This is a genomic window from Dactylosporangium sp. NPDC051087 (assembly GCF_055586325.1).
Map to the genome: position 1 here is coordinate 1 of NZ_JBVJIJ010000027.1, position 13,804 is coordinate 13,804.

At 73.7% G+C, this 13,804-nt stretch carries 14 protein-coding genes; 9 read left to right on the forward strand and 5 right to left on the reverse strand.

The genetic code is table 11. The features are described 5' to 3' along the window. Positions 1-302: 302 nt before the first annotated feature. Genes ACZ6TV_RS40770 through ACZ6TV_RS40785 form a run of 4 tightly spaced genes read right to left on the reverse strand, consistent with a single transcriptional unit; the run spans position 303 to position 5,304 of the window. Positions 303-3,125: an Hsp70 family protein gene (locus ACZ6TV_RS40770; protein ID WP_465304316.1), complete on the reverse strand. Its 2,823-nt coding sequence runs from the start codon at positions 3,123-3,125 to the stop codon at positions 303-305. 51 nt (positions 3,126-3,176) lie between these two features. Continuing rightward, entirely contained in the window at positions 3,177-3,368 is a 192-nt protein-coding gene (locus ACZ6TV_RS40775) for a DUF5703 family protein (protein WP_327010753.1), read from the reverse strand. Positions 3,369-3,380: 12 nt separating this feature from the next. Further along, positions 3,381-4,322 carry an NHL repeat-containing protein gene (locus ACZ6TV_RS40780; RefSeq protein WP_465304318.1) on the reverse strand — a complete coding sequence of 314 codons (942 nt, stop codon included), beginning with the start codon at positions 4,320-4,322 and terminating at the stop codon, positions 3,381-3,383. A gap of 10 nt (positions 4,323-4,332) precedes the next feature. Then, positions 4,333-5,304 (reverse strand): aldo/keto reductase, encoded by a 972-nt coding sequence (locus ACZ6TV_RS40785; protein WP_465304320.1) that lies wholly within the window; start codon positions 5,302-5,304, stop codon positions 4,333-4,335. A 106-nt stretch (positions 5,305-5,410) separates the two neighbouring features. Here ACZ6TV_RS40785 and ACZ6TV_RS40790 point away from each other — a divergent pair, with 106 nt between their 5' ends. The 8 genes from ACZ6TV_RS40790 to ACZ6TV_RS40825 all read left to right on the forward strand — a co-directional run bounded on the left by ACZ6TV_RS40790 (position 5,411) and on the right by ACZ6TV_RS40825 (position 11,708). Continuing rightward, entirely contained in the window at positions 5,411-6,460 is a 1,050-nt protein-coding gene (locus ACZ6TV_RS40790; RefSeq protein ID WP_465304322.1) for an LLM class F420-dependent oxidoreductase, read from the forward strand. After that, a complete protein-coding gene (locus ACZ6TV_RS40795) occupies positions 6,457-7,155 on the forward strand; it encodes an MSMEG_4193 family putative phosphomutase (protein WP_465304324.1) in 699 nt (232 codons plus the stop codon). The genes ACZ6TV_RS40790 and ACZ6TV_RS40795 overlap by 4 nt, the downstream gene beginning before the upstream one ends. 140 nt (positions 7,156-7,295) lie before the next feature. After that, the gene (locus ACZ6TV_RS40800) at positions 7,296-7,859 is read left to right on the forward strand and encodes a DUF3090 domain-containing protein (RefSeq protein WP_465304326.1); all 564 of its coding nucleotides are present in this window, start codon (positions 7,296-7,298) and stop codon (positions 7,857-7,859) included. Between the two features lie 5 nt (positions 7,860-7,864). Beyond that, complete coding sequence (locus ACZ6TV_RS40805) at positions 7,865-8,668, forward strand: SCO1664 family protein (RefSeq protein WP_465304328.1); 804 nt, start codon at positions 7,865-7,867, stop codon at positions 8,666-8,668. Between the two features lie 83 nt (positions 8,669-8,751). Beyond that, positions 8,752-10,002, forward strand: a complete 1,251-nt coding sequence (gene mshC / locus ACZ6TV_RS40810; RefSeq protein WP_465304330.1) for a cysteine--1-D-myo-inosityl 2-amino-2-deoxy-alpha-D-glucopyranoside ligase — start codon at positions 8,752-8,754, stop codon at positions 10,000-10,002. Between the two features lie 265 nt (positions 10,003-10,267). Then, on the forward strand, positions 10,268-10,606 hold the full coding sequence (locus ACZ6TV_RS40815; protein ID WP_465304332.1) for an ArsR/SmtB family transcription factor: 339 nt from the start codon (positions 10,268-10,270) through the stop codon (positions 10,604-10,606). Beyond that, entirely contained in the window at positions 10,603-11,085 is a 483-nt protein-coding gene (locus ACZ6TV_RS40820; RefSeq protein WP_465304334.1) for an SRPBCC domain-containing protein, read from the forward strand. Before ACZ6TV_RS40815 ends, ACZ6TV_RS40820 begins: the two co-directional genes overlap by 4 nt. After that, positions 11,082-11,708: a dihydrofolate reductase family protein gene (locus tag ACZ6TV_RS40825; RefSeq protein ID WP_465304336.1), complete on the forward strand. Its 627-nt coding sequence runs from the start codon at positions 11,082-11,084 to the stop codon at positions 11,706-11,708. The genes ACZ6TV_RS40820 and ACZ6TV_RS40825 overlap by 4 nt, the downstream gene beginning before the upstream one ends. Before the next feature lie 26 nt (positions 11,709-11,734). On the opposite strand, the gene ACZ6TV_RS40830 is transcribed toward ACZ6TV_RS40825, so the two are convergent. Further along, on the reverse strand, positions 11,735-12,637 hold the full coding sequence (locus ACZ6TV_RS40830; RefSeq protein ID WP_465304338.1) for a LysR family transcriptional regulator: 903 nt from the start codon (positions 12,635-12,637) through the stop codon (positions 11,735-11,737). Positions 12,638-12,708: 71 nt separating this feature from the next. On the opposite strand from ACZ6TV_RS40830, the gene ACZ6TV_RS40835 reads away from it, so the two are divergent. Beyond that, positions 12,709-13,623, forward strand: coding sequence for a threonine ammonia-lyase (locus ACZ6TV_RS40835; protein ID WP_465304340.1), 915 nt, complete (start codon positions 12,709-12,711; stop codon positions 13,621-13,623). The last annotated feature ends 181 nt before the right edge of the window (positions 13,624-13,804 follow it).

Here is a 13,804-nt window from a genome sequence, read left to right on the forward strand (position 1 = left end):
AGTTGTGTCCACAACGCACAGACGATCACGCGGTGGCCGTGCTCTGTCCAGCCCCGTCAACCAGCAACATCCCGAACGGCGGCTGCCGTACTAGCTCGGCCGTCGCGCTCAGCCCCGCCGTCGCACCCGGCCCGGTCGGCCCGGCGCGACCGTCGTTTCGGCCCGGTCGAATCGTCCGGCCGGGTGTCGTGGGGTTCGCTGCGGCGGGTTTTGGGGCATCTCCGCGGGACGGGTCGACGGTGTCCGGGGTGGTCTGTCAGCGGAGGTCAGCTGTGCGTCCGTGGCTTCATGCCGTGGGTGAACTACAGCAGGCCGGTGGTGTCGAAGATGCGGCTGGTGCTGTCCAGGCCGCCGACGATGAGGCGGGTGCCGTCGGGGGTCACCGTCAGGCAGTCGGCGGAGATCCACTGGGATGTCGCGAGCAGGTCGTAGGTGGTCGCGTTCCAGAGGCGGAGCTTGTGGTCGCTGGACGTGACGGTGACGAACGCGGTGCCGGCCGGGCCGAACAGGACCCGGCTGACGAGTTCTTGGCCTGATTCGACGGACTTCAGTTCCTTGCCGTCGGCGATGTTCCAGATCCGGATCCTGCCGTCGGAGCCGCCGGAGAGCAGCTTCGTGGCGTCGGGGTTGAACGAGACGTCGTGGGCGCGGCCGGTGTGGCCGGGCAGGGTGCTGCGGAGGGTGCCGTCGGCGACGGTCCAGATGCGGAGCTTGCCGCTGTCCGCGGCGGCGGCGGCGAGGGTGCCGGATGTGTCGAAGGCGAGGGCGCGGACGCCGTCGCTGCCGGTGCTGAGGGTCCGGCGTTCCTTGCGGGTGGCGACGTCCCACAGGACGATTCCGCCGTCGGCGTGGCCGATGGCGAGGGTGCCGCCGTCGGGGCTGAACCTGACCGACGAGCCGGGGCCCGGGTACTTGGCGATCCGGCCGATCTGCGCCTTCGAGGCGACGTCCGTCACGGTCACGCCGCCCTGTACGGCGAACGCCACGACCCGGCCGTCCGGGCTGAGCGCGACCGTGTCGACGGTGACCATGGCGTCGCCCGTCTGGTGCAGGACCTCGGAACCGGTGCTGCCCAGCTGGTGCAGCTGGACCTTGCCGTCGAGGCTGCCGGTGGCGTACCTGGTGCCGTCCGCGGTGACGCTGACGCCGGTCACGTAGCTGTCGTTGGACTGGGTCATCGCGATCTGCCGGAACTCGGGGGTGGCCGGCGCCCGGGACGCCGACGGTCCCGGTGAGGCGCCGCTGCCGGTGGGTGCGTCGTTACCGTCGCCGGTGCCGGGCAGGTAGATGGCGGCCGCGACGATCGCCGCGACGAGGGCGAGGACCGCCACGACCCACCGGGCACCCTTGCCCGGCGCCGGCGGCGGGTCCGCCGTCACCACCGGCGCGGCAGGCGAAACCGGCAACGCCCCGGCAGCAGGCGAGACACCAGCCGCCGGCGAATCCGGTCCGGCGGCTGAAACCGGGACGGCAGGCGAATCCGGACCGGCAGGCGAGGCCAGCCCGAAAGGCAGAACCGGCGCGGCAGGCGAAACCGGCGAGGCGGCGAGAGCGGGCGAGACCGGCGAGGCGGTGGCAGCGGGCGAGACCGGCGAGGCGGTGGCAGGGGAAGCGGTGGCAGGGGAAGCGGCCGGCGACGTGGGCGCAGAAGCAGCAGGCGGGGCGGCGGGTGAGGCAGATCCGGCGGTAGCGGGGAAGATCCGCCCGGCGGCCGCAGGGGAGACCGGCCCGGCGGCGGCGAACGTGGAAGCGACCAGATCGGCGAACCCGCCGGAGACCGGCTCCGCGGTGCCACCGCCGACCGGCGCCGACGACTCCGCACCCCGCGGCCCGGGCAGAAGCGGTCCGGCCGGAAGCACCGCGGCCGGCAGCGACTCGGGCGGAACCACCGAAGGCGGCAGCGACTCGGGCGGAACCACCGAAGGCGGCAGCGACTCGGGCGGATGCCCAGCGGGTGGAAGCGACCCGGCCGGAAGCCCCCCAAGCGGCAGCGGCCCGGCCGGAGGTCCCGCAGACGGCAGCGCCCCCGGCGGCAGTGACCCGGGCGGCAGCACCGCCGGCGGAAGACCAGGGGACGAGGGAGTCGCGAGCAGGCTGCCCTCGGCGACCATCAGCTCAGGACGCTCCCGTACGACGGGCACGACGCCCAGCGTCTGATGCAGCAGGGTCGCCGCCAGCGGCATCCGCGACGAGCCGCCCACCAGGAACAGGGCGCGGTCCGGGGCGTCGCCCGCGGCCCGGATGACGGCCCGCGTCGCGGCGACGGTCCGGTCCAGGATCGGCCGGGCGAGCTGCTCCAGCTGGTCGCGCCCGAGGGGTACGGCGGTGTCGAACAGCGGCACGTGGATGAGGGTGGAGGAGGCGCGGGACAGCATCTCCTTGCCGGTGCGCACGTCGTCCCACAGCATCCGGGCGAGCCGCCGGTCCTGCCCGGTCGCCGGCTCGGTCAGCCGGGCCCAGCGCCGCGCGTCCTGGGCGGCGAAGACGGTGCCGAGGTACGCCACGACGGCCGCGTCGACGTCGAGGCCGCCGGTGTCCTCCAGGCCGCGTTCGGCGAGGACCTCGAACCCGGTGCCGGTGCGGCGGACGACGGTGGCGTCGAAGGTGCCGGCGCCGAAGTCGTACACGACGATGTGCGAGCCGGCGGGATGCTCGCCGGCGAAGGCGTGGGCGGCGGCGACGGGCTCGGCGACGAGGGTGACGGTGCCGAACCCGGCGGCGGCAGCGGCGGTGCGCAGCAGTTCACGGCGGGAGGGGCCCCAGCCGGCGGGGCAGGTGAGTGCGGCGTCGGCGACCGGCGCGCCGGCGACCCGGGCGGCTTCGGCGGCGACTCTGCGCAGGACGGCGGTGACCAGGTCGACCGCGGCGACCTCGGCCCCGCCGAGCAGGACGGTGCCCTCGTCGATGACGCGTTTCGGGTTGGGTTCGAAGGCCTCGGGCAGGGCCCGTGCGGCGTGCAGGGCGTCCCTGCCGACGAGCAGGTCCCCGTCCGCCGAGCGGCACACCGCAGACGGCAGCAGCTCCGCGCCGTCGAACTGCAGCGGTCTGGGCCGTTCGCCGGCGGTGGCGAGCACCGCGACGGTGTTGGACGTGCCGAAGTCGATGCCGATCCGGGTGCCTGCCACAGCAGGACTATAGGGGGCCGGATCGATGCGACGGCGGCCCTGGAAGCGGTTTTACGTGCTGAGGCCGGGCATGGCGTCGCTGGTGAGTTTGCGGCGGAGCATGACCTGGCGGGTGCCGTCGGCGTAGAGCCGCACCCTGGCCAGTTCCCAGCCGCCGTATTCGGCCTGGATCGTCAGCTGTGCGTTGGCGGTGAGGCGGTCCACGTTCGACGGCAGCCGCAACGGCACGTACTCGTAGTCCATGAACCGATATTGCTACGGCGTAATCCGCTGCACCAGCCCTTCAGCCGACCCGGCGACGACGACGGTGCCGGTGGCGGGGTCGGCGGCGACCGCGATCGGCAGGCGGACCGTGGGGTGGCGGGTGACCTCCCGGGGGGTGCCGCCGGACAGGTCGTAGCCCACCACCTGGTTACGTTCGGTGACCGTGACCCAGAGTGTCCCGCGGGCGAATGCGAGGGCGTAGGGGGTGCCGGCGACGGGGAAGCGCTGGCGCAGGAGCAGCGGGCCGGTCTCGAAGACCAGCAGCTCGCCGTCGCGGGCGTCGATGACGAGGAAACGCCCGGCGTCGTCGGTGGTCACGCTCACCGCTCCGTCGCCGGCGCGCAGCCCTTCGCGGCGGGTGCCGGAGGTGGCGTCGTACACGGTGAGTGACGTGTCGGAGGGGTCCAGGATCCCGATGAGGTCACCGGTGACGGCGACGCCACCGGGCTTCCCGCCGGTGTGCAGGGTCCGGGTGACGGCGCCGGTGGTGGAGAGGATGATCACGTCGCCGGTGGAGGGGGCGGTGACCGCGGTCCACCCGGACGGGTGCACGGCGAGCGCGGTCCCGGGCGCGGGGAGCTCCCAGCGGTCGACCGCGGTGCCCCGGACGGTGAGGACGGTGTTGCCGGCCACGGCCCGGAACCCGCCGCCTGGCAGCGCCACCACGGCGCTGACGGCCGAGGGCGTGGAAATGAGTGGATTATCCAGAATGGCCAGGCCGGTGGGCAGCGCGACCGCGGTCAGCGCACCGGACACGGCAACGGCGGCCGGCGGCCCCCCGGCAGGCACCGCGACGCCGGCGGGCGAGGCGGTGGGCGCAGGCGCCCACGTCGGGGTGGGGACCGTGGCGTCAGGGTGGTTCACCGGGGGACCGGCGTCGCAACCGGCCAGGAGCGCCACCAGTACCAGCGACAACACAGCGGAACGGGTCATGGTCCGGCAATTATGTCTGGCGCTCCGGATAGCCCGACGTCGGTGCCGACACGTCGTCGAGGGCGGCGCGGATCTCCCGCGGCAGTTCGATCTCCTCGGTCTGCAGGGCGCCGAGCAGCTGCCCGACGGTGCGGGCGCCGAGGACGGGCGCGACGACGCCCGGCCGGTCGCGGACCCACGCGAGCGCGACCTCGAGGGGCGACACGCCGAGGCCGCCGGCCGCGGTGGCGACCGCCTCGACGATCCCGGCGCAGCGGTCGTCCAGGTACGGCGCGACGAACCGCTCGAAGTGCGGCGACGCGGCCCGCGAGTCGGCGGGGACGCCGCCGCGGTACTTGCCGGTGAGGACCCCGCGGCCGAGCGGCGACCAGGGCAGCAGACCGATGCCGAGCGCGGAGCAGGCGGGCACGACCTCGCGCTCGATGCCGCGTTCGAGCAGCGAGTACTCGACCTGGGTGGAGACCAGCGGGGCGCGGCCCGGCCAGGCGGCCTGCCAGGTGGCGGCGCGGGCGGTCTGCCAGCCGGAGAAGTTCGACACACCCGCGTAGCGGGCGCGGCCGGACGACACGGCGGTGTCCAGGGCGCTGAGCGTCTCCTCGAGGGGCGTGTCCGGGTCGTACCCGTGGACCTGCCAGAGATCCACGTGGTCGGTGCCGAGTCGCTCCAGGGACGTGTCGAGCGCGCGCAGCAGGTGGCTGCGGGACCCGTCGCGGCGGCGCGTCATCCCCGGGCGCAGGCCCGCCTTCGTGGCGATGACCAGCTCGTCGCGGGGCACGAGCCGGCCGACCAGGGCGCCGATGACGGACTCGGCCTCGCCGTCGGCGTAGACGTCGGCCGTGTCCAGCAGCGTGCCGCCCGCGTCGCGGAACGTCTTGAGCTGGGCGGCCGCATCGTCGGCGTCGGTGTCACGGCCCCAGGTCATGGTGCCGAGGGCCAGCCGGGATACCGCCAGCCCGCTACGGCCGAGCGGTCGCTGTTGCATAGGTGGAACGATACGGCCGGATCCCACCGAAGGCGGGTAGGTGGGCCCCCCGCTACCCTTGGTGCCGCCCCGTGCAGGGTCGCACGGGGGACCCTGGGAGGCTGTTGTGCGACTCGCGTTGAACCTCGGATATCTCGCCGCGTGGAATGAACCCGCCGGTCACCTGGCCCTGGCCCAGGAGGCGGACCGGCTCGGATTCTCCTGCGTATGGGTCGCGGAGGCCTACGGGTCCGACGCGCCGTCGATGCTCGCGTGGTTCGCGGGGCAGACGGAGCGCATCGAGCTGGGCTCCGCGGTGTTCCAGATCCCGGCCCGCACCCCCGCCATGGCGGCCATGACCGCGGCCACGATCGACAAGCTGTCCGGCGGCCGTTTCCGGCTCGGTCTCGGCGTGTCGGGGCCGCAGGTGTCCGAAGGGTGGCACGGTGTCCGGTTCGGCAAGCCGCTGCAGCGCACCCGCGAGTACATCGACATCGTCAACCTCGCGCTGACCCGCAAGACCGTCGCCTACGACGGGCAGCACTACACGCTGCCGCTGCCCGACGGACCCGGCAAGGCCCTCAAGCTGACCCTGCACCCGACCCGCGACCACGTGCCCGTGTACCTCGCCGCCGTCGGCCCGAAGAACCTCGAGCTCGCCGGTGAGGTCGCCGACGGGTGGCTGGCGATCTTCTTCTCCCCGGAGTTCGCGCCGGAGTCGCTCAAGTCGATCGAGGCGGGGCGGGCCAAGGCCGGCAAGACGATGGACGGGTTCCAGATCTCCGCGGGTGTACCGGTCGTGATCGGCGACGACCCGCAGATGTGCGCGGAGCTGGTACGGCAGTACGCCGCCCTCTACGTCGGTGGCATGGGCAGCCGCGAGCAGAACTTCTACAACGCGCTCGCCACGCGGATGGGCTACGGCGACGCGGCCCGCGAGGTGCAGGACCTCTACCTGGCCAAGAAGCACCGCGAGGCGGCGGCCGCGATCCCGTTCGAGTTCATCGACCGTACGTCGCTGCTCGGGCCCGTCGAGCGGATCGCCGAGCGGCTCCAGGCGTACAAGGAGGCCGGTGTCACCGAGATCGCGACACTGATCTTCGGCGACCACGAGCACGGCATCCAGACCATGCGGGAGCTCGCCCGGGCGTGGGAGATGGCAGGCTTGTCGCTGTGACGACGCTCCTGCTGCTCCGGCACGGCCGCACCACCACCAACGCCAGCGGTGTCCTCGCCGGTCACCAGCCCGTCGGCCTCGACGAGGTCGGGCAGGCGCAGGCCCGCTCGGTCGGCGACCGGCTCGCCGCGGCGAAGCTGCCCCTGGCGGCGGTGGTGTCCAGCCCGTTGCCGCGCTGCAGGGAGACGCTGTCCCTCGCCCTGCCCGACTTCACCGACGTCACGGTCGACGAGGGGATCGTCGAGTGCCGGTACGGCGACTGGACCGGCCGGCCCCTCAAGGAGCTCGCGAAGGAGCCCCTCTGGGCCACCGTCCAGGCGCACCCGTCGGCGGCCGTGTTCCCAGGGGCCGACGGCGAGTCGATGGCCGTCATGTCGGCCCGCGCGATCGCCGCGGTCCGCTCCTGGGACGCCCGGCTCACCGGGTCGCACGGCGCCGACGCGGTCTGGCTCGCGTGCAGCCACGGCGACATCATCAAGGCGATCGTGGCCGACGCCCTCGGCATGCACCTGGACCTGTTCCAGCGCATCGCCGTCGAGCCCGCCTCGGTCACGGTGATCCGTTACACGCCGTTGCGGTCCTTCGTGCTCCGGCTCAACGACACCGGCGGCGACCTCTCGCCTTTTGTACCGAAGGTGGACGAGGAACCGACCTCCGATGCCGCCGTCGGGGGCGGTTCGGGCGGTTCTGTGTGATCTTGCTGCCTGGCGTGAGCGTTGACCGAAGGGTGCGGATAGAGTTCTTAGCATGAGCGGTCCGGAGCGAAGCGGCGGCGTGCTCATCATGGGCGCAGTTGGAGCTCGCTCCGTCGCTGGAGCGCAGCGGAGGTGACGGAGTGAGCCACCAGGTGTACGCATTCGAGCCGCCGGAGCGGTTCGTCGCGGGGACCGTGGGTGCGCCGGGGGAGCGGACCTTCTTCCTGCAGGCCCGCGGTGGGGGGCGGCTGGTCAGCGTCGCCCTCGAAAAGGTGCAGGTGACCCTCCTCGCCGAGAAGCTCGAGGAGCTCCTGCTGGAGGCGCAGCGCCGCTTCGGCGTCGACCTGCCCGAGACCGCGGCCGTCGACACCAGCGACAACGAGCCGCTGGACACGCCGCTCGACGAGGAGTTCCGCGTCGGCACGCTCGGCCTCGCCTTCGACGTCGACACGGCCACCGTGGTCATCGAGGCCATCGCCGTCGGTGACGAGGAGGTCGAAGCGGCCGAGGAAGAGGACGACGACGAGCTCAGCACCGCCGACCGGGACCGGCTCCGGGTCCGGCTGACCCCGCAGGCGACCCGCGCGTTCATCGACCGGGCCAAGCGCGTCGTCGCGTCCGGCCGGCCGCCGTGCCCGCTGTGCGGACAGCCCCTCGACGCCCGCGGGCACCTCTGCCCGCGCCACAACGGCTACCGCCGGTAGACGCCGTGCCGGCACTGCCCCAGGACGAGGCGCTGGAGCTGCTCCGCCACGGCACCATGGAGCTCGAAGGCCGGCTGATGGACGCGTCCAACGCGACCCTGCGCGCCGTCATCACCCACGGGTCGACCGTCGCCCGCTGCGTGTACAAACCCGTCAGCGGGGAGCGCCCCCTGTGGGACTTCCCCGACGGCACGCTCGCCGGCCGGGAGTATGCGGCCTGGCTGCTGTCCGAGGCCACCGGCTGGTCCGTCGTCCCGCCGACCGTCCTGCGCGACGGGCCTCTCGGCCACGGCATGGTCCAGCTGTGGATCGACGACGAGCTGCAGTGCGACGACGCGATCCTTGGCTTCGTCCCCGCCCGCAAGGTCCCCCAGGGCTGGAAGCGGATCCTCACCGCGCACGACGAGCGCGGCCGGCCCTTCGTCCTCGCCCACGACAACGACCCGCGGCTGGCCCGGATGGCCGTCTTCGACGCCGTCGCCAACAACGCCGACCGCAAGGGCGGGCACATCATCGACACCGTCGACGGCCGCGTCCACGGCGTCGACCACGGCATCTGCTTCCACGCCGAGGACAAGCTGCGCACCATCCTGTGGGGCTGGGCCGGCGAGCCGCTGCCCGACGAGGCCGTCGAGGTCCTGGAGAAGCTGCGTGCGCAGTACACCGCCGGGCTCGCCGAGGCGCTGTCGGAGCACCTGACGGCCGCCGAGGTCGGCACCGTCGCCCTGCGGATCACCCAGCTGCTGCAGGACAAGCGGTATCCGGCGCCCGACGAGGACCGGCACGCGATTCCGTGGCCGCCGATGTAAAGCCTGTCCAGGGCTATCTGGGCTAGGTTCGTCACACCGGTTTCCCCCGTGTTTCGGCCGGGCACCGCGGATAGTCTTGGCGGATGGATTCATGGTCGGCACCGGCGGTGCCCACGCTGCCCCGCACCGCTGCCGGTGCGACCACCCTCGCCCTCTTCGACTCGGCGCGCCGCGAGACCGCGCCGACGCTGATCGAGGGCAGGCCCGCCACCATGTATGTCTGCGGCATCACGCCCTATGACGCGACCCACCTCGGCCACGCCGCGACGATGATCGCGTTCGACCTGGCCAACCGCGTCTGGCGCGACGCCGGCCACGAGGTCGACTACATCCAGAACGTCACCGACATCGACGACCCGCTCCTGGAGCGCGCCGCCCGCGACGGCGAGGACTGGGTCGTCCTCGCGATGCGCGAGACCGCCCTCTTCCGCGAGGACATGGAGGCGCTGCGGATCATCCCGCCGAAGCGCTACGTCGGCGCCGTCGAGTCGATCCCGCAGATCGCCCGGCAGGTGTCGTCGCTGCTCGCGACCGGCCACGCCTATGTCCTGGAGGACGGCACCCGCGACGTCTACTTCAGCGTCGCGACCGCGCCCAGCTTCGGCAGCGAGTCCAACCTGTCCCGCACCGAGATGCTGCGCCTGGCCGCCGAGCGCGGCGGCGACCCGCAGCGCCCCGGCAAGCGCGACCCCCTCGACCCGCTGCTGTGGCGCGGCGTGCGCGAGGGCGAGCCCGCCTGGGACGGCGGCGACCTCGGCCCCGGCCGCCCCGGCTGGCACATCGAGTGTGCCGTCATCGCCCTGAGCCTCCTCGGCGACACCATCGACGTGCAGGGCGGCGGCAACGACCTGCTCTTCCCGCACCACGAGTGCTCCGCCGCCCACGCCGAGGCCCTCAGCGGCCGGACCCCCTTCGCCTCGCACTACGTGCACGCCGGCATGATCGGCCTCGACGGCGACAAGATGTCCAAGAGCCAGGGCAACCTCGTCTTCGTCTCCCGCCTCCGCGCCGACGGCGTCGACCCCATGGCGGTGCGGCTCGCCCTGCTCGCCGACCACTACCGCAACGACCGCCAGTGGACCGACGACATCCTCAAGACCGGCCAGCAGCGCCTGTCCCGCTGGCGTGCCGCCGCCAAGGCGAACGTCGGCCCGTCCGGGATCGAGCTGCTGGAGCAGCTCCGCGAGCGCCTCGCCGACGACCTCGACTCGCCGGGCGCCCTGGCCGCCGTCGACGCCTGGGTCGACGCGACCCTCGCCGACGCCGGCGAGGACCGCGACGCCCCGGCGGTGCTCCGCCTCGCCGTCGACGCCCTCCTGGGCATCAAGTTGTAGCCCGCTTCGTTGAGCACAGTGCGGGGTCGTTGCAGAGCTGTGCAGGATCGCGTGGGCGGGCAGGCCTGATCGCCGCGCCCGGGACCGTCGGACGTCCCGGGTCGCCATGAGCGGAGGCCTCCCCGCCCGCGCCGTTTTCGCCTCCGGAGACGTCATGAACTTCCTGGCCGGCGACCCGGCGCAGACCGAGGTCCTCGGCGACTCCTGACGCGCCCACGACACTTAGCTCTTGCGCTAACTGTTTTCGGCCCGAATACTTAGCTCCATGGCTCAGTATTCGGCGCAGCTCGACGACGTGTTCGTCGCCCTTGCCGACCAGACCCGGCGGGCCGTGATCCGCCGGCTGGGGCGGGGACCGGCCAGCGTCGGCGACCTCGCCCGCGAGTTCCCGATGGCGCTGCCCTCGTTCATGAAGCACGTGCGGACCCTGGAGGGCAGCGGCCTGATCCGCACGGCCAAGTCGGGCCGGGTGCGCACCTGCACGCTCAACCGTGAGCGGCTCGCCCTGCTCGACGACTGGCTCGCCGAGCAGCGCGGGATCTGGCAGGACCGCACCGACCGGCTCGAGCAGTTCGTCACCGACCCCGCGAAGGACCAGCCGTGAACCCAGCGCTCGACCTCACCCTGACCAGGGTCATCCGCGCCCCCCGCAGCACGGTGTGGAGCGCCTGGACCGACCCCGACCGCCTCGCGCAGTGGTGGGTGCCGGCGCCCGCCCGGACCCGCGTCGAGCGCCTCGACGTCCGGCCCGGCGGCGGGTTCGTGACCCGGCTCAGCGAGGACGGGGTCCGGTTCGCCCCGCACATCGACGCCTGCTTCCTCGTCGTGGAGGACCTCCGGCGGATCGTGTTCACCAACGCGGTCGACAGCGAGTGGCGCCCCGCGACCCCGGACCCGGTGGCCATGACCGCCGAGATCTCGTTCGGCGACCACCCGGACGGCACCGACTACCGCGTCGTCGTCCGGCACGGCGACCCGGCCGCCCGGCAGCGCCACGAGACCCTCGGTTTCATCGACGGCTGGGGTACCGTCACCGGCCAGCTCACGCGCCTCGCCGAGCGGGAGAGCGGAGCCGTCCGGTGAAGGTAACGGTCACGCAGTTCGTCACGCTGGACGGCGTCAGCCAGGGCCCCGGCTCGCCCGACGAGGACACCAGCGACGGCTTCACCGGCGGCGGCTGGCTCGTGCCGCACATCGACGCGCAGTTCGTCGACCGGGCGTCCGAGTGGCTCGGCCGCGCCGAAGGGCTGCTGCTCGGCCGGCGGACCTACGAGGCGTTCGCCCGCGACTGGCCGCGGATCACCGACCCGGACGACCCGTTCACCGAGCGGATGAACGGGCTGCCCAAGTATGTCGTGTCGGCCACCCTCACGGACCCCGCCTGGAACCCCGTGACGGTCCTGCGGGGCGACCCCACGCTGACGGTCGCGGCGCTCAAGGCGCGGCCCGGCCGGGAGCTGCAGGTGCACGGCAGTGCCCGGCTCGGCGCCGCGCTGCTGTCGGCCGGTCTCGTGGACGCGCTGCGGCTCGTCGTCGCCCCCGCCGTGGCGGGGTCCGGCCGCCGGTTCCTCACCCACCCGGCGCAGACCGCCGGCGTGCGGCTCGCCCACCACGAGGCGACCGCGAAGGGCCTGCTCCTGCTGGAGTACGAGACCACCGGCGACGCCCCGATCGGCACCTACACGGGCGCACACGTCACGTCCTAGCGCGGCACCCCGGGGTGCGTCGCGTCCTAGCGGGGCGCCCCGGGCGGCTCGCCGCCGCCCCGGGTGTCGTGGAGTGCGTCGAGGAGGGCGTCGAGCAGCGCGGCCGGGCCGGGAGGGTCCGGAGGCGCGCCGTACAGGGCGGCGCTCACGTGGCGGCCGTCGCCGGGGAGCCGCACCGCCCGGACGTCCGGCGAACGGTGCGCGCGCAGGGCCAGGTCCGGCAGGATCGTGACGCCGAGACCCGCCGCGACCAGGGCCTGGACGGCGACGTAGTCGTCGGTGGTGAAGGCGATCTCCGGCTCGAACCCCGCCGCCGCGCACCGCTGGACCAGGCTGGCCCGGCAGCGTTCGCAGCCGGCGATCCAGCGGGCGCCGGACAGGCCGGGCAGGTCGCGGGTCTCGTCCGGGCCGGTGACCAGGTGCAGCGGCTCGGCGAACAGCGGGGTCAGCCGCACCCCGTCCAGCGGCCCCGGCTCGGCATAGTCGAAGACCACGGCCAGGTCGACCTCACCGGCTCTGAGCAGCCGCAACGCCTCCGGCGGCTCCGCCTCGGCCAGGCTCAGCGCCACCCCTGGATGCGCCGCCGCGAAGCGGGCCGCGGCGAGCGGCACGAACGACCCCAGCGCCGACGGGAACGCGGCGAGGCGCACCCGGCCCGCGGTCAGGCCGCTGAGCGACTCGAGCTCCGCCTCCGCCGCGTCGAGCCGGCCCAGGATCTCCTCCGCGCGCTCGGCGAGCAGCAGCCCGGCGGGCGTCAGGCGGACGCCCCGGCCGACCCGCTGGAGCACGCGGGCGCCGGTCTCCGCCTCGAGGCGGGCCAGGTGGTGGCTGACGGACGGCTGGGCGTAGTGCAACGCCTCGGCGGCCGCGGTCACCGAGCCGTGCCGGGCGACCGCGAGCAGCACCCGCAACCGCGTCACGTCAAGCATCGACCGCACCTATGATTTTCCAAGAAACTCGGCATTAGCTTTATATATGGTACCGGCAGCAGGCTGGACCCATGATGAGCCTCAACGACGTGCTGCGGGCCAAGCGGCTGATCGGGACGTATCTTCCGGTGACGCCGTCGTGGTCGTATCCGCTGCTGGACGAGATCGCCGGGCGCAGCGTGGTGGTCAAGCACGAGAACGCGCAGCCGACGGGCGCGTTCAAGGTCCGCGGCGCGCTCAACCTCCTCGCCGGCCACCGGGGCGGGGAGCCGGTCGTGACGTACTCGACGGGCAACCACGCCCGGTCGGTCGCCTACGCGGCCCGCGTTTTCGGCGTCCCTGCGCACATCGTCATGCCGGTCGGCGCCGCCGAGTTCAAGGTCCGCGCCGTCCGGGCGCTCGGCGCGACGGTGACCCTGCACGGTGACGACATGGCCGGCGCGGAGGCGCACGCGGCGACCCTCGGCGGGCGGCTGATCAGCCCCGGGGACGAGCCGGCCGTGATCGCCGGGGTAGGGACCGTGTACCTGGAGCTGTTCGAACGGCACCCGGACCTCGACACGGTGGTGGTGCCCGTCGGCAGCGGGACGGGCGCGGCGGCCGCGTGCCTCGTCGCGGCCGCCGTCGCGCCCGGGTGCCGGGTCGTCGGGGTGCAGTCGGCCGCCGCGCCGGCCGCGCACGACTCGTGGCGGGCCGGTTCCTGTGTACGCCGGGACAACCGGACCCGGGTCGACGGGCTGGCGACCGGGCGCGGGTTCGAGGTGCCGCAGGCGCTGCTGCGGGCGCACCTCGCCGAGTTCGTGCTCGTCGGCGACGACGAGATCGACGCGGCCCGGCGGGTGCTGGCCGGGGCCGCGCACACGCAGGCGGAGGGGGCCGGGGCGGCGGCGCTCGCGGCGGTGCTCGCCCGGCCGGAGCTGATGGGGGAGCGGGTGGCGGTCGCTTTGACCGGCGGCAACGCCACGCCGGCGGAACTGTCCCGCTGACGAGGAGGATCGGTGATGACGGCCGGGGAACGGGCCGGGGACGACGGACGGGCCGCCGGGCCGCCGGCGCTCGGCACCTGTCCGTCCCGGCCGGGCGCCGCGCAGCGGCAGTGTCCCGCCCCGCAGGGTCGTACACCTGCCGCGAACGACACCGGATCGGCCTTTGGTGTGACGTGGGACA